The sequence below is a fragment of the Streptomyces sp. NPDC104381 genome (genome assembly GCF_055583745.1).
The window spans coordinates 261121-284686 of record NZ_JBVJNK010000001.1 but is presented as its reverse complement, the minus strand read 5'-3'; the positions used below and the strand labels follow the sequence as shown (position 1 = coordinate 284686).

Genomic DNA, 23566 nt, shown 5'->3' with positions numbered 1-23566 from the left:
CTACCTGGCAGTTCTCTGTGTATCCGGGGTGTGTTCGGTGTGTGTCCGCAGGCGTGTCCGGGGCCCGTTCCCCCTGGACCGGACCGGCGCCGGGTGCCCCCGCCGTACGGGGCACCCGCCGCCGGGCAGGCGGGACTTTCAAAACACGCCCTAGAGCCCGTGTCCGTCCATGGGGTCGAACTCCTCGTACTCGCGCTGTGCGTCGTCGCGCTCGGCCTCACGCTCGCGACGGCGCTGCGCGGCGGGACGCGGAGCCTCCATGCGGTGGTCCTCACCACGGCGGCCCAGCATCTCGGCACCGGCGGCCATGGTCGGCTCCCAGTCGAAGACGACCGCGTTGTCCTCGGCGCCGATGGCCACGCCGTCGCCGGCCTGGGCACCCGCCTTGCGGAGCTCGTCCTCGACGCCGAGGCGGTTGAGCCGGTCCGCGAGGTAGCCGACGGCCTCGTCGTTGTTGAAGTCGGTCTGACGGATCCAGCGCTCGGGCTTCTCGCCGCGCACGCGGTAGATGCCGTCGTCCTCCACGGTCACCGTGAAACCGGCGTCGTCGACGGCCTTGGGCCGGATGACGATCCGGGTCGACTCCTCCTTGGGCTTCGTGGCCCGCGCCTCGGCGATGATCCCGGCGAGGGCGTACGAGAGCTCGTTGAGGCCCTTGTGCGCGATGGCCGAGACCTCGAAGACGCGGTAGCCGCGTGCCTCCAGATCGGGGCGGATCATGTCGGCGAGGTCCTGGCCGTCCGGGATGTCGATCTTGTTGAGGGCTACGATGCGCGGGCGGTTCTCGAGGCCGCCGTACAGCCGCAGCTCCTCCTCGATCATGTCGAGGTCGGAGACCGGGTCGCGGTCCGACTCCAGCGTCGCGGTGTCCAGGACGTGCACCAGGACGGAGCAGCGCTCGACGTGGCGCAGGAACTCCAGGCCGAGGCCCTTGCCCTGGCTGGCGCCCGGGATGAGCCCCGGGACGTCGGCGATCGTGTATACGGTCGAGCCCGCGGTGACGACGCCCAGGTTGGGGACGAGGGTCGTGAACGGGTAGTCCGCGATCTTCGGCTTGGCCGCGGAGAGCACCGAGATCAGCGAGGACTTGCCCGCGCTCGGGTAACCCACGAGCGCGACGTCGGCGACGGTCTTGAGCTCCAGGACGATGTCCCGGCTCTCCCCCGGCTCACCGAGCAGCGCGAAGCCGGGCGCCTTGCGGCGGGCCGAGGCCAGCGCCGCGTTGCCGAGGCCGCCGCGGCCGCCCTGGCCGGCGACGAAGGTGGTGCCCTGGCCCACCAGGTCGGCGAGGACATTGCCGGCCTTGTCGAGGACGACGGTGCCGTCCGGGACGGGCAGCACGAGGTCCGTGCCGTCCTTGCCGGAACGGTTGTCACCAGCGCCGGGCTGACCGTTCGTGGCCTTGCGGTGGGGGTGGTGGTGGTAGTCCAGCAGGGTGGTGACGGACTGCTCGACGACGAGGATCACATCGCCGCCGCGCCCGCCGTTGCCCCCGTCGGGGCCGCCCAGCGGCTTGAACTTCTCACGGTGCACGGAGGCCACGCCGTGGCCTCCGTTACCCGCGGCGGCATGCAGCTCGACGCGGTCCACGAAGGTGGTCATGGTGGGTGCCTCCAGGTACAGCGGAAAAATGCGGGAATGTCTTTTGACGTAACGCGCCGAGGGCGGACCCGCTTCCCCGGAAACCGGGAAAGCTGAGATCCGCCCTCGGGAGGTGCTGTGTCGTTCGGCCGGTGCCTGGATCAGGCAGCGACGGGAACGATGTTCACGACCTTGCGGCCACGGTGCGTACCGAACTCCACCGCACCGGCGGTCAGCGCGAACAGCGTGTCGTCGCCGCCACGGCCGACGCCCGTGCCCGGGTGGAAGTGGGTGCCGCGCTGGCGGACCAGGATCTCACCGGCGTTGACGGCCTGACCGCCGAAGCGCTTCACGCCGAGCCGCTGAGCATTGGAATCGCGCCCGTTCCGAGTGGACGATGCGCCCTTCTTGTGTGCCATGTCTCCTCAGTCCCTTACTTCGCAGCCGCGGGGATACCGGTGACCTTGATCGCCGTGTACTGCTGGCGGTGACCCTGGCGACGGCGGTAACCCGTCTTGTTCTTGTAGCGAAGGATGTCGATCTTCGCGCCCTTGTGGTGGTCCACGACCTCGGCCTGGACCTTGATGCCGTCCAGCACCCACGGGTCGCTGGTCACGGCGTCGCCGTCGACAACGAGCAGGGTCGAGAGCTCGACCGTGTCGCCAACCTTGGCGGTGGAAATCTTGTCAACCTCAACGATGTCGCCGACAGCAACCTTGTGCTGGCGACCACCGCTGCGCACGATGGCGTACACGCGGATCTCTCTCTCACTCGGAACGGATCCCCTGATGCCAGCCGCCCGCGCGGGCCGGGGCCCACGACAGTCCGGAAGGATGAGCGGCCTCCCCCGGGGACGGATCACCGGGAGGGATGTGCTCAGGGGGTAGGCGCACAGAAACACGCCGAGGGTCAAGATTACGGGGCGGGGAGCGGGGGGTCAAACCGGGTGCCGCGCTCCCCGCGCGGGCACCCGCCCCCGGTCACCGGCACCCGGTCCCGGCGCTCCCGCACCGCCGGATCCTCACTCAGCCGAAGTACTCGTCCGGGTCCAGCCCGCCCATGCACACGGCCCCGTTGACCCCGAAGTTGTTGCCCGCGTTGCTGCTGAACTTGCCGGGCCCGATCGTGCCGACGAGCGTGTACCGGGTGCCCGCCCTCCACTCCCAGACAGCCGCGTTCACCGGCAGGTTGTTCACGTACGACCCGATGTCACTCATGTAGCTCGGACTCGCCGACAGGATGAAGCAGGCCTTGGTGCTCGTCGAAGTCAGAGCGAGCCCCTTGTAGTTGATGAAGTCGTACAGACAGAGCTTCCCTGCCGGGCAGCCGCCCACCGCCGCCGCGGGTGCCGCGGTGGCGCCGAGAGCGCCGGCCGCCATCGCCATCCCGCTCACCGCGAGAGTCGCCTTACGGATCCAAGCCATGGTGAGAGCCCTTCGTCGATACGGAGTGTGCGGCGTGCACCGCGTGAACCTACGGACATCCGGATCACGCTGCCCGGCTTCCGCACCGCACCTGGCCGGATTACCTTGCCCTCCGCGTCTCTCTGACCGGATTTCGCCGCGAGCCGTCCCCGGGGCCCGGTGATCATCCACCGTGTCGTCGTCCGGGGCCCTGCGTGGAGCCGGGCCTCACCTGGCCCGGGGCCCCGCGTGGAGCCGGGCCTCACCTGGCCCCTGGACCTGCCCGGGGCCCAGTACTCTGCTCCTTGGCTCGTTCCGGGCCCTCGGCCGGCGTATGCCGCCCCATGGACACGAACGGCCCGCCGAGGGCATATCGCCCCGGCAGATCCCGCACTCGAAGATAGTGACCAGATGCCCGCTGCCTCGATACCCGCGCGCGGCACGCGTGACCAGATGCCCGCTGCCTCGATACCCGCGCGCGGCACGCGTGACCGGCTGCCTTCGCTGACCGGCCTGCGGTTCTGGGCCGCGTTGGTCGTCGTCCTCTACCACCTGTCGCGGCAGGCGGGGCAGCTGCCCTGGATCAGCGATCTGGCCTGGTACGGGCGTAGCGGTGTGACGTTCTTCTTCGTGCTGTCCGGCTTCGTGCTGGCCTGGACGTACGACGGCAAGGCCGTGCCGGCCCGTGTCTTCTTCTGGCGGCGCTTCGCCCGTATCTGGCCGCTGATGGCCGTGTCCGTGGTGGCCTCGATGGTCGTGTGGCACCTTCTGGGCACCGCTGTGTCCTTCAGGGGCGCCGCAGCGAGTCTGGGCCTTGTGAACACCTGGGTGCCGGTTCAGCAGTACATCAAGGGCGGCAACCCGGCCGCCTGGTCCCTGAGCGACGAGGCCTGGTTCTACCTGCTGTTCCCCGCGCTGCTGGCGCTTCCTCTGCTGCGGTCGGCGCGTGGGCGGGTCTGGTGCGTGGTCATCCTGTGCGCCGCCTCGGTGGCCGCGTGGCTGAGCGGTTCGTTCTTCGACGACCCCGCGGTCCGGACCTGGGCGATCGACTACTTTCCGCCGACCCGCACGATCCAGTTCGTGCTCGGTGTGGTCACCGGCCTGGCGCTGAAGCGCGGTTGGCGGCCGCCCGTGGGGCTCCCTGTCGCCATCGCTCTGGCCATCGCCGCCCACATCGCCCTCGTGCCGTGGCACCGCGCGGTCCCGGACGGCCTCTGGTACGGCCCGTACAGCGCCTCCCAGCTGCTCACGGCTCCGCTGTTCGCCCTCCTCGTGGCCGCGGCGGCCACGGCCGACCTCGAAGGCCGCAGGACGGGTCTGGGAGGTCCGTGGATGATCAGGCTCGGCCACTGGTCGTTCGCCTGGTACCTCTTCCACGAGATCGTGATCCGGGCGTACCTCGGGCACTTGGGCAAGCCGGTCGGCGAGACCGCCGTCCTGACGGTCTGGCTGGCGGTCCTGGCGATCAGCCTCACCATCGCGGCGATCGCCTACCAATGGGTCGAACACCCCGTGGAGCGTCTGCTCCGCCGCCACGGTCCGGGCGGTGGTGCTCCGCGCGCCGCGGCCGGTACGCCGGACGGAGAGACGCCCGGGACCGCGGCACCGGGCCGGCCCCACGCTCCCTCCGGGAAGTAGCCCCGTACGGCGCAGGCGGCCGTCCCCTGCTTCCCGCCCGGGAGCTCGTACGGACCGCCGGTGCGCGGCTCGTATGCTCTCGGCAAGTCCTCGCTCCGGAAGGTATGACACGTGAACTACAGGGTTCAGCCCACCGCCCAGGTCGACGCCAGCGCCGAGATCGGCGACGGCAGCAGCGTCTGGGAGCTCGCCCAGATCCGTGAGGGCGCCAAGCTCGGCGAGGGATGTGTGGTGGGCCGCGGTGCGTACGTGGGCACCGGCGTGCAGATCGGCGACAACGTCAAGCTCCAGAACTACGCCCTGGTGTACGAGCCCGCCGAGCTCGGCGACGGCGTGTTCGTCGGCCCGGCCGTGGTCCTCACCAACGACCACAACCCGCGCTCCGTCGACCCCGAGGGCAAGCAGAAGCGCGGCGGCGACTGGGAGGCCGTCGGTGTGAAGGTCGCCGAGGGCGCCTCGTTGGGGGCGCGTTCGGTCTGCGTGGCACCGGTACGGATCGGTCGCTGGGCCATGGTCGCGGCGGGGGCCGTGGTCACCAAGGACGTGGCCGACTTCGCCCTCGTCGTCGGCGTGCCGGCCCGGCAGATCGGCTGGGTGGGCCGAAGCGGCGTCCGCCTCGTCGAGCGACCGGACGAGGCCGGCGTATGGGAGTGCCCCCAGTCCGGCGCGGTGTACACGGAGGAGAAGGGCGTCCTGTCCGAGCGCTGAATGGACCAGACCGATACCCGACCGACGACGGGGGGGAGGTCGCCCGGTCCACCGGGAGCCCCTGTGGACGTCCGACATCGCATCCAGGGTCGCGGCCCTCACTGCGGGACCGGCGCGAGGTCCTCTCCAGGACGGCGGACAGGTGAGTTCCACTTCCCGAAGGTGTGCGGACGGCCATCTTCCCGCCCAGCCCGGTTACCGGGTCTCCCGCTCCCGCCCGTCCTCGACGGGAACTGAAGCAGACGTACGAAGCATCCCGCCGGAAATCCGGCGGGTCGCGCGCATTTCTCCTCCCTCAAGGAGACCCGCCCCTTTTTGTTCGCCTGATTGTTATCAGGCTGCGGAAGGGCACCGGCACAGGCCCCGACGCAGGTGACAGCGCTGTAACACGCCTTTCACACCCCCGAGGTGGAGCGCCTGGGGCCCGGCGATTGCCTACCATTGCCATGACATCCCGTGTGTGACCTGACCCAGAAGAAGAGTGCTCAGTGAAAGTCATCAGCATCGTCGGTGCCCGTCCACAATTGGTGAAGCTGGCGCCCATCTCGGCCGCCTTCGCAGGTACGGAACACGAGCACTTCATCGTGCACACGGGACAGCACTACGACGCGGACCTGTCCGACGTCTTCTTCGACGGGCTCGGTATCCCGGATCCCGATGTACACCTGGGCGTCGGCTCCGGAAGTCATGGAGCGCAGACGGGATCCGTGCTCACCGCGCTCGACCCGGTCCTCGAACGGGAGCAACCGGACTGGGTCTTGGTCTACGGGGACACCAACTCCACCATCGCGGGCGCGCTGTCCGCCGTGAAGATGCACCTCCCGGTGGCTCACCTGGAAGCTGGACTGCGCTCCTTCAACCGGCGCATGCCGGAGGAGCACAACCGCGTGCTGACCGACCACTGCGCGGACCTTCTTCTGGCGCCGACCGAAGAGGCGATGCGCCACCTGGCGGCCGAGGGGCTCTCCGAGCGTTCCGAGCTGGCCGGCGATGTGATGGTCGACATCTGCCTGCGGATCCGTGACGCGGTGCTCGCCGGCGAGCACGCGGCGCCCGCGCTGCCCGAGGGAATCGACCCGACGCAGCCCTTCCTCCTCGCCACGTTGCACCGGCCGGACAACACCGACGACCCCGCACGGCTGTCGGCGATCCTCGAGTCGCTGGCCGGCCTGCCCCTCCCGGTCGCGCTGCTCGCCCACCCCCGTCTTGTCTCCCGTGCCGAAGCGCACGGCATCAAGCTGAACCAGGGCGCCGTGCATGTCGGCCGTCCTCTCCCGTACGCCGGTCTCGTCGCTGCCGTGCTGGCCTCCTCGGGTGTCGTCACCGACTCCGGCGGCCTGCAGAAGGAAGCTTTCCTCCTCGAGAGGATCACGACGACGATCCGCCCCGAGACGGAGTGGGTGGAGACGGTGGACACCGGCTGGAACGTGCTCGTTCCCGACCCGCACCGCATGGACGCGGACACCTGGGCCGCCACGGTCACCCGGCCGACGCCCACGGCCGACCCCGGCACGCCGTACGGCGACGGGCACGCCGCCGAGAACGTCGTCCGGATCATGGAAGAGTGGAAGGGGGGAAGCCGGCACGCGTGACATACGGAGCGCCGTTCGCGGCGCTAATACGTATATGTCACCGTGCTAGCGTCATCCGTTATGTCAGCGTCTTCCAGGTCCGGGGTGCCCACAAAAGGCGCACGGCCGCATGTGATCTACCTTGCCATCGGTTTTCCGCCAGCCGCCAAGAGCTGTGCGTACCGGATGCGCGAGACTGCGAATCAGTTCATCAAGGCGGGCTGGGACGTCACCGTCGTCACGATCGCCCAGGAGTCCTGGGAGCGGGACTCGGGCGTCGACCTCACCCTCCTGGACCAGGTCGACCCGCTGGTGAACATCGTCGAACTGCCTTTGTCGCGTGAGGACCTGGAGACGGACATCCGTCTTTACAGCGAGGACCGCGCGCTCAAGCCCAACGCCTGGGTCGCTCAGCTTCGGACCCGTCAGACCACGACCTTCCCGGAGGCCAACTTCGGCGAGTGGCGCGGCGCGCTCGAGCAAGCCGTGCTGGACATCCACGGGGAACACCGGGCGGACCTCCTCCTGGCCAGCTGCGTGCCGTACGTCAACCTCGCCGCTGCGTGGAAGCTGTGGGAGCACGCCCGCGTGCCGTACGCGGTCGACTTCCGTGACGGCTGGTCCATCGACGTCATCGAAGGCGTGGAGGCCTTCTCCCGCGACTCCGAACTCGGTCGCTGGGAACGCAAGATCCTGGATCACGCGGTCTCCCTCTGGGTGGTCAACGATCCGATCGCCGATCACTACCGCTCGCGGTACCCGGACTTCGCCGATCGAGTGCGCGTCGTACGCAACGGATATGACGCGGACAGCTCGCCGGGCCGTGCCCACAAGCCCGATCCCGAGTCGGGTCTCGTGTTCGGCTATCTGGGCACGGTGAACTTCACCGCCCAGCACCTGGAGACGGTGCTGAATGCCTGGCGGGCGGCTCGCGCGCAGGAACCGCTGTTGGCCGGGTCTCGCTTCGAGGTGCGCGGTCACATCGGCAACGGCGCCGGCCGTGAAGCCAACCGGCACGCAGAGATCCTCAAGCAGGCGGAGGCCGACGGCGTCCGCTTCGGAGGACCCGCCGCCAAGGCCGAGGTTGCCTCGATCTACGCCGGCTGGGACGCCATGGTCCTCATCCTCATCGGGGGCCGCTTCGTGACTTCGGGCAAGGTGTACGAGTACATGGCGACGGGACTTCCGATCGTTTCCGCCCACGTGGTCGAGCACGACGCGTCGAACGTCCTCGACGGCCATCCGCTGTGGACCGGTGCGGTCGGCCTGGACGAGGAAGCCTTGACCCGGTCGTTCATCCAGGCGGCACACATGGCCGTCGAGACCAGCGACGCGGTGCACGCGGAGGCCATGGCCCATGCGGACCAGTTCACCCGCGAGGTGCTGATGACTGCCGCTGTGAAGGAGCTGATCGATCAGCTCGCCACGGACGAGGCAGCGAGCACACCCGCCAAGGACACGGCTGTCCTCGCCGAGAAGTCGATCGTCACCGGAGGGACCGCATCGTGACCGAGGTTCTGTTCATCGCGACCAGGAGACCCGAATTCGGAATCCTCACGGACACCGTGGTGAAGTTCCGCGACCGGGATGCCAAGGTCTACCTGGCCGGTACTTTCCACATGGAGCCGGTCACCGAGGAGCTTTCCGGAGCGGCGCTGGAGGGCGTTCATCAGCTTCCGCGAGGTCTCTCCCGGAGAAGCACATCGGTACGGCGCAAGGCCAAGGCGTCGCCTGCGGGAATGCGGGTATGGCTGCAGGCACAGCGGGACCGCTGGTTGCGACGACGGGCCCTGAGCGCCCAGGTCCTGGTGGCTCTGGACCCGGGCGCCGTCTACACCGTGTGGCGGCTCTCGCAGTACAACCCGACGGCGGAAGCTCACTTCGGTGTCGCCGCGGGTCTGAGGGCGCTCGACAAGCTCAAGGAGCAGGGAACGGCCGCACGCCAGGCCAGTCTCCCCGCGCTGGGTGCCGTCGCCAAGGACGTACGCCGGTCGATCGACGGCCTCCCGGCCGCCATGATGCGTACCGCCACCGCCCGCCCGGTCATGCGCTCCACCGTGGGCGCCCGTCTGTGGCGCTCCGCGGTGACCGCACCGGGTGTCCCGGTCAAGGCGCGGGTGGCGGCCTCCCGCTACGTCGCGGAGGGCATGCAGTGGGCCGGCCGGACCAGCGGGGCGGCCATAGCGCTCACATCGGCGGCGGCGAGGATCCCTGATCCCGCCGTACGGGCGGAACTGCTGTACGAGGGCGTCATGACGGAGATCGCCAGGGGCATCAGTCCCCGCGATCTCGGCAATGCGGTCAGTGCCCAGCTGGCCTACGCCGACGAGCAGTACGCCCAGGACAACTACGAGGTCGCCTCCGAGGCACTGAACAAGGCTCTGTTCCTCGACTTCCACCGGGTCCTGCACATAGACCAGCTGAGCTCGCCTCTCGCCGAGCACGCGGAGGGCTACATCAAGCGCCTCCACGGCTCGACCGCGTTCCAGGCCGTCTCCCGTGCCCGCGGCAGGAAGACTCCTCCGGCCGATCCTCCGACCGACCGGCCGCTGCGGCTGCTCGTCACCACGAGCGCCAACGCCAACTTCCTGCACCACGTCCTGGCACTGTACGAGGACCACCCTCAGGTCGAGCTCCGCTACCTGGACCTCGCTGCCCAGAAGTCGCTCAAGCGCATCTCGTGGGCCGGGCGCCTCATGCTGGAGGACCGGCTGGCCGACGGCGCGTCCGACTACCAGGCGGACGTCGAGCGGCTGATGCGGCCGTACCTGGACTGGGCGGACACGGTGTTCCTCGACTGGTCGGTCGGACCCGCCTCGATGCTGACCACCATCGATCCCGGTGACACGCGCATCGTGGTGCGGCTGCACAGCTACGAGGCGTTCACTCGCTGGCCGCACATGACGGACTTCTCCCGTGTCGACGACCTCATCTTCGTCGCCCCGCACGTGCGGGACCTGGTCACGTCACTGGTGCCGCAGTTGCGGAGCGATTCCGCTCCCCGCATGCATCTGCTCGACAACGCGATGGACCTGTCGGGCTTCGTCCGCCCCAAGTCCGCGGACGCCCGCTTCAACCTCGGCCTGATCGGAGTCAGTCAGGTCGCGAAGGATCCGCTCTGGGCCGTGGACGTGCTCAAGCGTGTTCGTGAACACGACGAGCGTTACCGTCTGCTGCTCGTGGGCGGCGACATGGATCCGAAGACCAGCAAGGCCACCAGCGACTACCTGAAGCTCTTCGAGCGGGAGCTGGCGCCTCTGGTCGAGTCCGGCGCGGTGGTGCGTCTGGGTCCCACCGACGACGTGCCAGGCGCTTTGACCGACATCGGCGTGATCCTGAGCTCGTCCGTACGCGAGGGATGCCATGTGGGGCTGATGGAAGGCGCCGCGAGCGCCGCCCTCCCGGTCGTCCGTGACTGGCCCTTCTACGCCGGTCGGGCGAACAGCGCACGGACTCTGTACCCCGAAGGCTGGGTGGTCGACTCACCAGAGGAAGCCGCACGGCGGATCCTGGACATCACCTCGACCGAGGAGTCCTGGCAGAAGGCGGGCGAGCTGGCCTCGGAGCACGCGGTCTCGACCTGGGACTGGAGCGTGGTCCAGAAGCAGTTCGACCGGCTCTTCCTCGACGAGGTCTGATCCACGTACGACAACGGCTGAGGCCCGCACCCCCGGGGGGTGCGGGCCTCAGCCGTTGTCTCAGGTCTCAGCGCTTCATCGGCGTGCGTCCGGGTGTCTCAGACACCACCCGTCCCAGGCCGAGGCCACCATTGCACGGATGTCGTGGCGCGACGTCCAGCCCAGCTCACGCCTGATGCTGTCGGAAGCAGCGACGACCCTGGCGGGGTCCCCGGGGCGTCGCTCCTCGACCACGGGCTTCAGCTCCGCGTAACCGGTGATGTCCTGGATGACATCGACCATCTCGCTGACCGAGACCCCTTGGCCACGGCCTATGTTGAGCACCAGGGACGCCGACCGGTCGTCCAGGAGCCGCTGAGCAGCTGCGAGATGGGCCGTGGCGACATCTTCGACGTGTATGTAGTCGCGGACGCATGTGCCGTCGGGAGTGGCGTAGTCGTCGCCGAAGATCCGTGGCGACTCGTTGCTCGTGAGCCGTTCGAAAACCATCGGGACCAGGTTGAAGACGCCGTCGTCCCCCAGTTCGGCCGACGCCGCTCCCGCCACGTTGAAGTACCGCAGAGAGACCGTAGCCATGCCGTGGGCCTTACCGGCCGCGGCCACCATCCACTCACCGGCCAGCTTCGTCTCCCCGTACGGGCTCAGAGGCCGGCAGGGAGTTTCCTCCGTCACCAGGTCGACATCGGGCATGCCGTAGACGGCCGCCGAGGAGGAGAACACGAAGCGGTCCACGCCGGCGTCGCAGGCGGCGTCGAGCAGGACTCGCAGCCCCTCGACGTTCTCGTGGTAGTAGTGAAGCGGACGGTCGACCGACTCGGCGACCCGCTTCTTTCCCGCGATGTGCACGATGCCGGTCACCGCGTGCTCGCGCAGTACTCGGCCGACCACGTCCCGGTCGAGTACGGACCCTCGCACCAATGGCACCTCCGCCGGGAGCCTCTCGGCGCGGCCGGTACTGAGGTCGTCGAGGACGACGACGGAGGTGTGGCCTGCCATCGCCCTGACGACGTGCGACCCGATGTATCCGGCGCCACCTGTGATCAGCCAGGTCATCGGATCACCCGCCGATGACGACGCGTCGTACGCCCGCCCACTTGGCCGGGTCGGTCGTACGACGGCCGTCGACCAGGACGCGGACGTCCGGCAGGTCGGCGGCGGCCAGCTCGCGGTACTCGGCGTGGTCGGCCTGCAGGATCGCGGCGGTGACGGCCTGGCCCTCGTGCGGCACGAGGCCGTGCGCGGTCAGCTCGTCCGCCGTGTACATGGGGTCCGAGACGAACGGCACCGCGCCGCGCGCCTTCAGTGCCTCGACGACGCCGAAGACGCCGGAGAAGGCGGTCTCCTTGACGCCACCGCGGTAGGCGGCGCCCAGCACCAGGACGCCGACGCCGTCCAGGTCGCCGTAGGCGGCGGCCAGCAGGTCGACGGAGTACTCGGGCATCGCGGCGTTGGCCTCACGGGCCGAGCGCACGACGGTGGCCTCCGGGTCGTTCCACAGGTACATCCGCGGGTAGATCGGGATGCAGTGGCCGCCGACGGCGATGCCGGGCTGGTGGATGTGGCTGTAGGGCTGGCTGTTGCAGGCCTCGATGACCTTCTTGACGTCGATGTCGTTCTTGTCGGCGAACCGGGCGAACTGGTTGGCCAGACCGATGTTGACGTCGCGGTAGGTGGTCTCGGCGAGCTTGGCGAGCTCGGAGGCCTCCGCCGTGCCGAGGTCCCAGACGCCGTTCGGACGCGGCAGGTCCTCGCGGTCGTCGAAGTCGAGCACGGCCTCGTAGAACTCCACGCCGCGCTGCGTGGACGCCTCGTCGATACCGCCGACGAGCTTGGGGTAGCGGCGCAGGTCCGCGAAGACGCGGCCGGTCAGCACGCGCTCCGGGGAGAAGACGAGGTGGAAGTCCACGCCCGGGGTCAGGCCGGAGCCCTCGGCGAGCATGGGCGCCCAGCGGGTGCGGGTGGTGCCGACGGGCAGGGTGGTCTCGTAGCTGACGAGGGTGCCGGGCTTCAGGCCCGCGGCGATCGCCTTCGTCGCCGAGTCCATCCAGCCGAAGTCCGGGGTGCCCTCGGCGTCCACGAACAGCGGGACGACGACCACGACGGCGTCGGACGCGGCGACCGCGGCCGTCGTGTCCGTGGTCGCGGAGAGGAGGCCCGCGCCCACGGTCTCCTTGAGCTTGACGTCCAGGTCGTGCTCACCGGGGAACGGCTCGGTGGCCGCGTTGACCAGCTCGACGACCTTCTCGTTGACGTCCGCGCCCACGACCTTGTGGCCCTTGGCCGCGAACTGCACGGCGAGCGGAAGGCCGATCTTGCCGAGCGCGACTACACAGATGTTCATCGGATTACTTTCCTCTTCAGCCTGGACAGCTTGCGGCGCAGGCGCCTGAACACACCCGTCTTCGTCTCCCACAGTGGTGCGGTCGTGATGACGAGACGGCCCTTCGGATTCACGTTGGCGGCGACACGGTGTGGCACCGCTCCTCCCCAACGCCGGGCGAGCGGCATCGGAAGGCCGTCGGCCCGCACGGGAATCTCGTACACCGAGCCTGCCACGTCGACGTAGACCCGAACGCCGCGCTTGGCATTGACCGGCTTGATGGGGATGCGGGCGGTCAGGCGGGTTCTCGTCCCGTCCATCACTGTTTCTCTGGCGAACTCGCCCACCACGTTCAGCGGCCCTGCTCCGGCAGACAGCCGGCGCGCGCCCGGTTTGTCCGCGCTCTTGGGCATCGCGCCCTGCGCCAGCGCTACGACCGCCGAGGACGTGTCGCCGATGACACCGAGCCTCAGAACGAGCGCGAGCGAGAGTTCCGCCCCCTCCTGCTCCCACTCGGCCGATTCGAGCTCCGTGTGTTTCGCGAGCCGGCCGGCCACGCCTTCACCCAGGACTTCGTAGTAGCGGTCGGGCAGTCCGACCGCACTGTCCCTGAAGCCCGGGTACGTCGCGAACGCCCGCCCGTCCTCGAGCAGAAACGGCGGAGCCCCGTACTCGGCCTCGTCCGTGAGAGCACGGGAGAGCTCGTCGACCGCGCCCCGAAGGGCAAGGCCGAAACGCACGCGTCGGGTCACGCCCGTATTGTCACGCAGCTCGTCGGTGAAGTACGCGTCGAGCAGTGAGGCTATTCCTTCGCACACCTGGCGCTTGGTTTCCGCATCGAGGGATACGAAATCCTTCTGCAGAAGCTTGGACAGCTCCCACTCGAAATGCCGCTTGAAAACTGCATCACGCTTCGGGCCGGGCTCGATCAGACCGGCAACATGCTCCATGATCTTGGCGGCGCAGCCAAGACGTGCCAGATGATCGGCTCGATAGGTGATATTGCTGGCGTCGCCGCGTTTGACCGCGTAATAGCACGTGTAGTCGGCAACTACCGAAATCTTGCGAGCTCGTACACACGCCTCGATAGTGAATGGCTGATCGCTGCCGACCGGCATGTCTTCCGGAAAGCGCAGGTTGTGCTTTTCAACGAGCTCGCGCCGGAAGAGCTTGGTATTGGCCAGCGTGTAGGGGAGCGCGGACTCATACAGGCTGATATCCGGATCGCTCTCCGCATAGAGCTTCTGGTGCACGTAGCGGCCGTTGGTGCCGACCATCTTGCCGACGACCACGTCGGAACCGTGCTCGTCGGCACACGACACCATTCGCTCCAGCGCTTCCTCACCGAGGTAGTCGTCGGAGCCGATGAAATAGACGTAACGGCCGGTGGCCACCTCCAGGGCGCGATTGCTCGGTGCGGCCGGGCCACCGGAGTTCTCCTGGTGCAGCACGGTGAACGTGTCGGGGAACTTCGCTGCGAAACGGTCCAGTTCGGCCCCGCTGTCGTCCGTCGACCCGTCGTCCACTGCGACGACCTGCAGGCGGTCAAGGCCGATGCTCTGCCCTGCCAGCGAGTTCAGACACTCCGTCAGGTACGGCATGGTGTTGTAGACGGCTACAACGACGGTCACATCCGGTCTGGTCAACTCTGCAGCTCCTGACCGACTTCCTGCCCGCCCGAAAGTTGTACGGTGGTGCGGTTCTTCGCCGACTCCAGAACCGCTGCCGCGACCTCAACGGTACGCAGCCCCTGCCGCAATGTGCAGATATCGGCCGACTCGCCCCGCACCGCGTCCCTGAAGAGCTCGTGCTCGACCAGCAGCGGCTCGCGCTTCGGGATCGCGTAGCGGATCATGTCGCCCTCGGAGACCCCGCGGAACGCGCGCAGCGCCTCCCACTCGGTGGTCACCGCCGCGTTCGAGTGGAACGTCAGGTCGGCGGTGAGGGTGTCGGCGATGTAGCAGCCGCGCTCGCCCGTGACCGAGGTGAAGCGCTCCTTGAGCGGGCTCAGCCAGTTGACCAGGTGGTTGACCATGGTGCCGTCGGAGAGCTGGCCCACCGCGGAGACCATGTCCTCGTGCGGACGGCCCGACTTGGAGACGGTGTGGGCCGCGATCGAGGTGTACGTCTGGCCGGTGACCCAGCCCGTGAGGTCGATGTCGTGCGTGGCGAGGTCCTTGACCACACCGACGTCCGCGATGCGGTGCGGGAAGGGGCCCTGGCGGCGGGTGACGACCTGGAAGACGTCGCCGAGCTCGCCGGCCTCCAGGCGGCTGCGCAGCGAGCGCAGGGCCGGGTTGCAGCGCTCGATGTGGCCGACGCCGGCCACCAGGCCGCGCGACTCGAAGGCCTCGACGAGGCGGCGGGCGCCCTCGACGGTGTCGGCGAGCGGCTTCTCGATCAGGGCGCAGACGCCCGCGTCGGCCAGCTGGAGGCCGACCTCTTCGTGCAGGGCGGTCGGGCAGGCCACGACCGCGTAGTCGATGCCGAGCGCGAGGAGTTCCTCGACGGTCGACAGGACGGGGGCGCCCTGCGCCCAGCCGTTCTTGTCGCCCATCGGGTCGACGACGCCGACCAGCTCCACGCCTTCGAGTCCGGCGAGGACCCGGGCGTGGTGGCGCCCCATGGAGCCGAGGCCGACGAGGCCGGCCTTCAGTACGGCGGTGCTCACAGGTTCCCCCCCAGTGCGTTCACCGCGTCGGCGATGCGCGCGAGGTCGCCCTCACCGAGCGACGGGTGGACGGGAAGCGAGACGACCTCGGCGGCCGCGCGCTCGGTCTCCGGCAGGTCCCAGTTCCGGCCGGCCTTCTGGTCCGGCTCCCAGTACGGCTTCAGCCGGTGGATCGGGGTCGGGTAGTACACGGCGTTGCCGATGCCCGCCTCGGTGAGCTTGGCCATCGCGGCCTCACGGTCGCCCCGCACCCGGATCGTGTACTGGTGGTAGACGTGGCGGGCGCCCTCGGCGACCGGCGGCACCGTCACGTTCGGGGCGGTGATGTGCGCGTCGAGGTAGGCGGCGTTGGCGCGGCGCTGCTCGGTCCAGCCGGCCACCTTGGTGAGCTGTACGCGGCCGACGGCGGCGGCCACGTCCGTCATGCGCATGTTGGCGCCGACGATCTCGTTGGCGTACCGCTGCTCCATGCCCTGGTTGCGCAGGAGGCGCAGGGTGCGGGCGAGTTCGGCGTCGGCCGTGGTGACCATGCCGCCCTCGAGGGAGTGCATGTTCTTCGTCGGGTAGAAGCTGAACGTTCCGCCTTCGCCGAACGCCCCGACGGGGGTGCCGTTCAGGGCCGCGGCGTGCGCCTGGCACGCGTCTTCGACGACGGCGAGTTTGTGCTTCCGCGCAATGGGCATGAGCTTGTCCATCGCCGCCGGGTGACCGTAGAGGTGCACCGGCATGATGGCGGCCGTGCGCGGCGTCACGGCTGCTTCGACCGCGGCCGGGTCCAGGCCGTAGCTGCCGGGCTCGATGTCGGCGAACACCACGTCGGCGCCGACGAGTCGGACGGCGTTGGCGGAGGCGGCGAAGGAGAACGACGGGACGATCACCTCGTCACCCGGGCCGATACCGAGGGCGAGCAGCAGCATGTGCAGAGCCGAGGTACCGGAGTTGACGGCGACGCAGTGGCGGCCGTCGACCAGCTCGGAGAAGCCCTCCTCGAAGGCCGCGACCTCCGGGCCCTGCACGACGCGACCGCTGCGCAGCACGCGTACCGCGGCCTCGATCTCCTCTTCACCGATGACCGGGCGGGCAGCAGGAATCGGCTGCTCGTTGATGCTCGTCATGGACGTCCTCCTTGAACACCGCAAGAGCTCTTCACAGGCAGAGGTCCGGGGTGCGGGACGTCTCACGAGGCCGCGCATAACCCCACCGGCGGATCGCCGACGCCCTACCGAGGAAACTGGACCCGGTCGGTCCTGAACCGGGTCGGTCACCGACCGTAGTTCCATTCCAGGAACTTCACAGGCAGCGACCGCCGTCACATTATCAGGGATTTCTCAGGTGATTTCGGGCTCGTTAACCGGCCCGTGCATCAGTTCTGAAACAAAGCACGTGTCCCGCCCCGAAGTCTTCGGAGCGGGACACGGATCGATGAACAACCGGTTACGGAATGCTCAGTCGGCGGTCGTTCCCGAGTCGGCGGACGACGTCGAGGCCGTCACGGAAGGCGACGACTGCTCGGCGGCGACGGTCTTCTTCGTCGCTGCCTTCTTCGTCGTCGTCTTCTTCGCGGTGGTCTTCTTCGCGGCCGTCTTGGCTGCCGCCTTCTTGGGGGCGGCGGCCTTCTTCGCCGTGGCCTTCTTGGCGGTCTTCCGCGCCGCGGCCTTCTTCACCGGGGCTTCGGACTCCTCGGTGACGGACTCGGCGCCGGACTCCGTGGCGGAGGCGCCGGGCGTGTCGGACTCGGCGTCCGCGACCACGACGACCGCTGCCTCCTCGGCCCCGGCCGGTGACCCCGCCGGAGCGGTGGCCTTACGGGTCGCGCGGCGACGGGCACGCGGCGGGGCCGCGGGAGCGGACTCCTCGTCAGCCACCGGAGCCTCGGGCGCCGTCGCCTTCTCCGAGGACGCCTTGTCCGCGGAGGCGGGCGCCGGGGCCTCGACCACCGGGTCCTCGGCCGCGACGGGCTCTGCCGCGGGCTCGGCCGGGTGGACCGGCGGCGTCACGTCGGCCTGCTGGGGCGAGCCCGCCGGGGCGGACGCCTTCCGGGTCGCCCTGCGGCGCGTACGGGCCGGGGGTGCGGCCTCCGCCTCGGGTGCGGCGGGAGCCTCCACCGGGGCCTCGGCCACCGGCTCGGGCTGCCGCTTCTCCTCGGAAGCCGAAGCGGCCGAAGCAGCCGGAGCCGCCGGGGCGGCCGGCTCGGCCGGGGCCGCCGGAGCGGCCCCTTCCGCCGCAGCGGGCGCACCGGCCGGAGCCGTGACCTTGCGGGTCGCGCGCCGGCGGCCACGGCCGCGGGACGCCGCCGCCTCCGCCTCGGCCGGGCTGCTGTACAGCTCCTCGTCGGCGACGAACTCCGGCTCGGGCAGCGCCACCGGGGCGGCGACCTCGGCGGCCACCTCGGCCTCGGTCTCGGCCTCGGCGTGCTGCTCGGTGTGCTCGTGCTCCTGGCCGTGCTCGTGCCCGGAGCCGCCGCGGCCGCGCTTCTTGGACCGCTTGCCACCACCGCCGCCGCCGGACGCCGTGGGCTGCTCCATGTGGACGATCACACCGCGCCCGTTGCAGTGGACACAGGTCTCGGAGAAGGACTCCAGCAGACCCTGGCCCACCCGCTTACGGGTCATCTGGACCAGGCCCAGCGAGGTGACCTCGGCGACCTGGTGCTTCGTACGGTCGCGGCCCAGGCACTCCAGCAGACGCCGCAGCACCAGGTCCCGGTTGGACTCCAGCACCATGTCGATGAAGTCGACGACGACGATGCCACCGAGGTCACGCAGCCGCAGCTGACGCACGATCTCCTCGGCCGCCTCCAGGTTGTTCTTGGTGACGGTCTCCTCGAGGTTTCCGCCCTGGCCGGTGAACTTGCCGGTGTTGACGTCGACGACGACCATCGCCTCGGTCTTGTCGATCACCAGGGAGCCGCCGCTCGGCAGGTAGACCTTGCGGTCCAGCGCCTTCATCAGCTGCTCGTCGATGCGGTACGTCGCGAAGACGTCGACCTCGGACGTCCAGCGCGACAGCCGGTCGGTGAGGTCCGGCGCCACGTGCGAGACGTAGCCGTGGATGGTCTCCCAGGCGTCGTCACCGCTGACGATCACCTTCGAGAAGTCCTCGTTGAAGATGTCGCGGACGACCCGGACGGTCATGTCCGGCTCGCCGTAGAGCAGCGTCGGCGCGTTGGAGCTGCTGGTGTTCTTCGACTTCTTCTGGATCTCTTCCCACTGGCCCTGCAGCCGCTCGACGTCGCGGCGCAGCTCGTCCTCGCTCGCGCCCTCGGCCGCGGTGCGCACGATGACGCCCGCGTCCTCGGGGACGATCTTCTTGAGGATGGTCTTCAGCCGGGCGCGCTCGGTGTCGGGCAGCTTGCGGCTGATGCCGGTCATCGAGCCCTCGGGCACGTAGACCAGGTAGCGGCCGGGCAGCGAGACCTGGCTGGTCAGGCGGGCACCCTTGTGGCCGATCGGGTCCTTCGTCACCTGGACGAGGACGGACTGGCCGGACTTGAGCGCGGTCTCGATGCGGCGCGGCCCGTGGGCCATGCCGAGCGCCTCGAAGTTGACCTCGCCGGCGTACAGGACGGCGTTGCGGCCCTTGCCGATGTCGACGAAGGCGGCCTCCATGGACGGCAGTACGTTCTGCACCTTGCCCAGGTAGACGTTGCCGACGTAGCTGGTGGCCTGCTCCTTGTTGACGTAGTGCTCGACGAGCACGTTGTCCTCGAGGACGCCGATCTGGGTGCGCTCGCCGCTCTGGCGAACGACCATGACGCGCTCGACGGCCTCACGGCGGGCCAGGAACTCGGCCTCGGTGATGATCGGCACACGGCGGCGGCCCTGCTCGCGCCCCTCGCGGCGGCGCTGCTTCTTGGCCTCCATACGGGTCGAGCCCTTGATGGACTGGACCTCGTCGAAGCCGGTGCCGGGCTCGCGCTCGGCCTCCTTCTTACGGGGCTCGCGGACCTTGACGACGGTGCGCTCCGGGTCGTCGGCTCCGGTGCCCGTGTCCTCGCCGGAGGCGTCCCCGCTACGGCGGCGACGGCGGCGACGGCGACGGCTGCTGCTGGAGCCGGAGGAGGACTCGTGCTCGTCGTGGTCGTCGTCCTCGTCGTCCTGTCCCTGCTGCTCGTCCTCGGAACGGTCCGAGGCGGCGTCGTCCTGCTGCTCCGCGTCGTCCGTGTCGTTGGCCTCGCCGCGACGGCGGCGACGGCCGCCACGACGGCGGCGGCGGGAGGGCCGGTCGCCGTACTCGTCCGTCTCGTCGCCCTCGTGCTCGGCGTCCGTGCCGGTCTCGGCCTCGTCCTCGACGGGAGCGGCGGCCTCGGCGGGCTGCTCGGCCGGCAGCGTGACCGGCGTCGCGGCGGGCTCGGTCTCGACGGCCTCGCCACGACGGCGGCGGCGACGGCGCGAACCGCCCTGGGGCGCGGACTCGGCGGTCTCGGCGGGGGCGGCCTCGGCGGCCTGCCTGCCCTCGGCCTTGCGCGACGCCCGGTCCGAGCGCTCGGCGCGGTCCGTACGGTCCGAGGACTTCTGGTCCTCGAAGTCGTCGCTCTCGTCGTGGGCCGGGGCGGAACCCGCGGCGGCTGCGGCAGCGGCCGCGGTCTCCGGGGTCTGGAACATCGGCTCGGCGAAGACCGGGGCCTGGAACACGGCCACGGCGGGACGGGTCGCGCGTCGGCCCTTGCGGGCGGGCTCCTCGGTCTTCCCGGTGAACTCGGGCCGGCCGGCGGCGGCGGTGGCACGGCGGCGCTGGCGGCCGCGCGGCGCGGCTTCCTCGACCTGCTCGGTCTCGGAGGCGAGCTCCTCGGCCACGGCGGCGGGAAGCTCCTCGCCCTTCTCGGCGGCGGCCTCGGCGGCCTCCTCGACGGGCTGCGGGGAGCCGGCCGGGGCCGATGCCTTACGGGAGGCGCGGCGGCGGCCACGTGCCGGGGCGGCGGTCTCGGCGGCGGAGGCCGGGGCGGCCTCTTCGGCCCGGTCGGGCTGCGCGGCCTCGGCGGCCGGTTCGGCCACGATCTCGGCCGGGGTCTCGGTCTGCGCGCCCTGCGGCGCACCGGCCGGAGCGGACGCACGACGACGGCCGCGGCCGCGCGGCGCGGCGGCGGGCTCGGCGGCCGGCTCCACGGCGGCTTCGGCGGCGGGCTCGGGGGCCTTCACCGGCTCGGCGGCGGGCTCCTGCGCGACGGCCTCGGCCGGCTGGGGCGCGCCCGCCGGAGCGGTGGCCTTACGGGTGGCACGGCGGCGGGGGCGCGAGGGAGCGGCCTCGGCGACGGGGGCCTCCGCGGCGGGGGCCTCGACGGTCTCCTCGGCTTCGTCCTCCTCGACCGGTTCGGTCTCGGCGACGGGCTCCACGACCTCGGCGGCACTCTGCGGCGCACCGGCCGGAGCGGTCGCCTTACGGACCGCACGGCGACGGGCGCGTGCCGGCGGCGCGGCCTCGGCGACGGGCTCGGCAGGGGTCTCGGCGGCAGCGGTGGCCGTCTCGGTGACGGGCTCCACGACCTCGGTGGCGCCCTGCGGCGCACCGGCCGGAGCGGTCGCCTTACGGACCGCACGGCGACGGGCGCGTGCCGGCGGCGCGGCCTCGGCGACGGGCTCGGCAGGGGTCTCGGCGGCAGCGGCCGGTATGGCCGGCGTGGTGTCCTCGGCGGGGGCCGCTCCCGGCGCGCCGGACGGCGGTCCGGCGGGGCGGGACGCCGCGCGGCGCCTGCGGCGCGGCGGCAGCTTGTCCCCGGGGGCGTTGTTGTCTTCGGCGTTTCCGGTCGTACCGGATTCGTTCGGCTCGTGCATGCGGGCGGTTCTCCCGTCGCGCTCCCGGGCGCCACGCCTGAATCCGGTCCGGCGCGATTCGCGTGATGTGCGCGATACCGCCGTCCGGGGCGCGGGCGCCGCACGGGAGCTGATGTCTGGCTCGCCGGTTCCGTACGCGTGACGCACGGCCTGGCGAAAGTCTTATGGGGCGGTGCGCGGCCCGACCCAGGTGGCTCCCGAGTCCGAGGGCTGCGCTACAACGACCGCCTTACGCGGAACCTGCACCTTCCGGCACCGTCGCGGCGGCGGCCGGATCGGCCGTGGATACGGCCGGGGCTGCCTCGCGGTCGGGCGCGAGCGGGTCGGTCACCGTGCCGGACTCCTCGTCGAAGAGCCCCTGCGCCAGCCTGGTCACCGCAGCGGGGACCGGCGGCGTTAGGTCGGCCACAGCGCGGAGACCGGACAGGACGTCGTCGGGTCGCACGGCAGGTGTCACGTGCCGTACTACCAGGCGCAGTATCGCACAGGGCCTGTCCCCGGACCTATCAGGCTGTGGATCAATGGCTTCCAGGTCGGCCACGGCGGCGCGGGCGTCGAAGCTCCGCATGCCGTTCTTCGCACGTCGCTGGACCTCGACGGTCCCGGCCGCGAGGAAGGCCGTCACGGCCCGCTCCGCGTCCTGGACGGTGACGCCGTCCAGCCGCATCTCCCAGACGGAGGCGGTCAGCCGGTCGGCGAGGCCGGAGGTGCGGGCCTCCACCGCGTCGATCACGTCGAGGCCCTCGGGCATCGACGCGTCGAGCAGCTTGCGCAGGGTGTCCGGATCCCGCGCCTCGGTGAGGGCGATCTCCAGGAACTCGGCCTCGCTGCCCGTACCCGTCGGGGCGGCGTTGGCGTACGACACCTTGGGGTGCGGGGTGAAGCCGGCCGAGTAGGCCATGGGCACCTCGGAGCGGCGCAACGCCCGCTCGAAGGCACGCTGGAAGTCTCTGTGGCTGGTGAACCGGAGGCGGCCCCGCTTGGTGTAGCGCAGTCGGATGCGCTGCACCGCCGGTGCGGGCGGCGGGCCTTCGGGCTGTCGCTTGCCCAGTGGTTCTTCTCCTCGGTGCGGGGCGGCCGCGGTGGCTGCCGCCCACGAAATACGGGGTGCCCCGGGGTGCCGCTCCGGCTCACCCCCGCCTGACGGTTTTCTCGGCAAGCGGGGAGATCTCGGATGCGGGCGCCGCGCTGGGGACAGTCGTTGTCCTACCCAGGGTACGCGCAGCGGACCCTTCGAGTTCCCGCGCGTCCGTGACCTGCGGCGTTCCCACCAGCGCACGCCAGGCGTCCCTGCGCGCCGCGCGGAGGGTCTCCCGGGCGGAGGCCAGGGCGCCGCGGGCCGCGCGTCCCGCCTCCAGCGCGGCCGCCCTGGCGGGGGCCCAGACCGCCCTGCGCAGGAAGTGCCCCACCGGTGTGCACACCGTGCGGTAGACCCAGGTCACCGGTGCGCCGGCCAGGTGCCACGCCAGCCAGGCCAGCACACGTCCGACGGCGCGCGAGAGGTAGCCGGCGATCCGCCAGGCGACACCGAAGGCCGCCGCGATCTCCCGGCCCACGGGGGCGAGGACGCGCCGGTACACCCATCCGAGGGGCAGTACGAGCAGGGTCATGACCAGCCACACCGCGGCGGTCCACAGGCCCCGCGCGCCGGCGGCCAGCCCCTTTCCGGCCATCCGGAGCATCCACGCGATGCCGTGGCCCACCGGGGTCAGCACGTACCGGTGGACCTGGAGGAGCGGCACGACGACCAGGTGGACGACCAGCCAGTCCGCCGCGACGCCGAGCGGCTTGAGGACGTACCGCCAGGCGCCGACGGCCGGCCACACCAGGAGGAGGGTGACGAGCCCGGCCGCCGCCGGGACGAGCAGCCTGTCGTACACCCACCGCAGCCCGTGTCCGGCCGGGGTGAGCACGGCCGAGTGGAGCCACCTCAGCGGGACGACGACCCCGTACCGGACGACGGGGACGACGACATGGCGCCACAGGCCGGCCCAGGGCCGTACGAGAAGGGTGACGGCCAGCCACCCGAGGGCCCGGCCGACCGGGGTGAGCACCTGGTCGTACACCCACTCAAGCGCCCGGCCGAGGGGGCGCAGCAGCGCCCGCTCCACGAACCGGCCGCCCGCGACGAGCAGGTCCCAGAGCATGCGTACGGGCAGGACGAGGACCAGCACCACGATCCTGACCGGGATTCTGACGAGGGTCGTCAGACAGCCTTCCCCGCCTTCGTACGGCGGGGGCGTGCGGGGCTTGTCGAGGTCCATG

Annotated in this window: 17 protein-coding genes; 5 read left to right on the top strand and 12 right to left on the bottom strand. The window is 70.5% G+C overall.

From position 1 onward, the window contains the following. Nucleotides 1–150: 150 nt before the first annotated feature. From obgE to ACZ607_RS01150, 4 genes are all read right to left on the bottom strand, one after another. Nucleotides 151–1602 carry a GTPase ObgE gene (obgE, locus tag ACZ607_RS01165; protein ID WP_469730507.1) on the bottom strand — a complete coding sequence of 484 codons (1452 nt, stop codon included), beginning with the start codon at nt 1600–1602 and terminating at the stop codon, nt 151–153. 140 nt (nt 1603–1742) lie between these two features. After that, the gene (rpmA, locus tag ACZ607_RS01160; protein WP_014045902.1) at nt 1743–2000 is read right to left on the bottom strand and encodes a 50S ribosomal protein L27; all 258 of its coding nucleotides are present in this window, start codon (nt 1998–2000) and stop codon (nt 1743–1745) included. A 14-nt stretch (nt 2001–2014) separates the two neighbouring features. Then, the gene (gene rplU / locus ACZ607_RS01155) at nt 2015–2335 is read right to left on the bottom strand and encodes a 50S ribosomal protein L21 (protein ID WP_014045903.1); all 321 of its coding nucleotides are present in this window, start codon (nt 2333–2335) and stop codon (nt 2015–2017) included. 271 nt (nt 2336–2606) lie between these two features. Further along, complete coding sequence (locus ACZ607_RS01150) at nt 2607–3005, bottom strand: peptidase inhibitor family I36 protein (protein WP_469730505.1); 399 nt, start codon at nt 3003–3005, stop codon at nt 2607–2609. A 390-nt stretch (nt 3006–3395) separates the two neighbouring features. Here ACZ607_RS01150 and ACZ607_RS01145 point away from each other — a divergent pair, with 390 nt between their 5' ends. From ACZ607_RS01145 to ACZ607_RS01125, 5 genes are all read left to right on the top strand, one after another. Further along, complete coding sequence (locus ACZ607_RS01145) at nt 3396–4622, top strand: acyltransferase family protein (protein WP_469730503.1); 1227 nt, start codon at nt 3396–3398, stop codon at nt 4620–4622. 111 nt (nt 4623–4733) lie between these two features. Further along, nucleotides 4734–5330 (top strand): acyltransferase, encoded by a 597-nt coding sequence (locus tag ACZ607_RS01140; RefSeq protein WP_469730501.1) that lies wholly within the window; start codon nt 4734–4736, stop codon nt 5328–5330. 488 nt (nt 5331–5818) lie between these two features. After that, entirely contained in the window at nt 5819–6922 is a 1104-nt protein-coding gene (gene wecB / locus ACZ607_RS01135; RefSeq protein WP_469730500.1) for a non-hydrolyzing UDP-N-acetylglucosamine 2-epimerase, read from the top strand. Between the two features lie 165 nt (nt 6923–7087). Continuing rightward, complete coding sequence (locus ACZ607_RS01130; protein WP_469730498.1) at nt 7088–8410, top strand: glycosyltransferase; 1323 nt, start codon at nt 7088–7090, stop codon at nt 8408–8410. Next, entirely contained in the window at nt 8407–10539 is a 2133-nt protein-coding gene (locus ACZ607_RS01125) for a glycosyltransferase family protein (RefSeq protein WP_469730496.1), read from the top strand. Before ACZ607_RS01130 ends, ACZ607_RS01125 begins: the two co-directional genes overlap by 4 nt. Nucleotides 10540–10614: 75 nt before the next feature. Here the strand turns inward: ACZ607_RS01125 and galE are convergent, their stop codons facing one another. The 8 genes from galE to ACZ607_RS01085 form a co-directional block, all read right to left on the bottom strand. Further along, nucleotides 10615–11592 (bottom strand): UDP-glucose 4-epimerase GalE, encoded by a 978-nt coding sequence (gene galE / locus ACZ607_RS01120; protein WP_469730494.1) that lies wholly within the window; start codon nt 11590–11592, stop codon nt 10615–10617. Nucleotides 11593–11596: 4 nt separating this feature from the next. Continuing rightward, a complete protein-coding gene (locus ACZ607_RS01115; protein WP_469730493.1) occupies nt 11597–12880 on the bottom strand; it encodes a nucleotide sugar dehydrogenase in 1284 nt (427 codons plus the stop codon). Next, nucleotides 12877–14505, bottom strand: coding sequence for a glycosyltransferase family 2 protein (locus tag ACZ607_RS01110; protein WP_469730491.1), 1629 nt, complete (start codon nt 14503–14505; stop codon nt 12877–12879). The genes ACZ607_RS01115 and ACZ607_RS01110 overlap by 4 nt, the downstream gene beginning before the upstream one ends. After that, nucleotides 14502–15530 (bottom strand): Gfo/Idh/MocA family protein, encoded by a 1029-nt coding sequence (locus ACZ607_RS01105; RefSeq protein ID WP_469730489.1) that lies wholly within the window; start codon nt 15528–15530, stop codon nt 14502–14504. The genes ACZ607_RS01110 and ACZ607_RS01105 overlap by 4 nt, the downstream gene beginning before the upstream one ends. Beyond that, nucleotides 15527–16645 carry a DegT/DnrJ/EryC1/StrS family aminotransferase gene (locus ACZ607_RS01100; protein ID WP_469730487.1) on the bottom strand — a complete coding sequence of 373 codons (1119 nt, stop codon included), beginning with the start codon at nt 16643–16645 and terminating at the stop codon, nt 15527–15529. The genes ACZ607_RS01105 and ACZ607_RS01100 overlap by 4 nt, the downstream gene beginning before the upstream one ends. A gap of 330 nt (nt 16646–16975) precedes the next feature. Continuing rightward, the gene (locus tag ACZ607_RS01095; protein ID WP_469730485.1) at nt 16976–21301 is read right to left on the bottom strand and encodes an Rne/Rng family ribonuclease; all 4326 of its coding nucleotides are present in this window, start codon (nt 21299–21301) and stop codon (nt 16976–16978) included. A gap of 229 nt (nt 21302–21530) precedes the next feature. Beyond that, a complete protein-coding gene (locus ACZ607_RS01090) occupies nt 21531–22310 on the bottom strand; it encodes a TIGR03936 family radical SAM-associated protein (protein WP_469730482.1) in 780 nt (259 codons plus the stop codon). 121 nt (nt 22311–22431) lie between these two features. Continuing rightward, the gene (locus tag ACZ607_RS01085; protein WP_469730480.1) at nt 22432–23565 is read right to left on the bottom strand and encodes a hypothetical protein; all 1134 of its coding nucleotides are present in this window, start codon (nt 23563–23565) and stop codon (nt 22432–22434) included. Nucleotide 23566 lies beyond the last annotated feature (1 nt).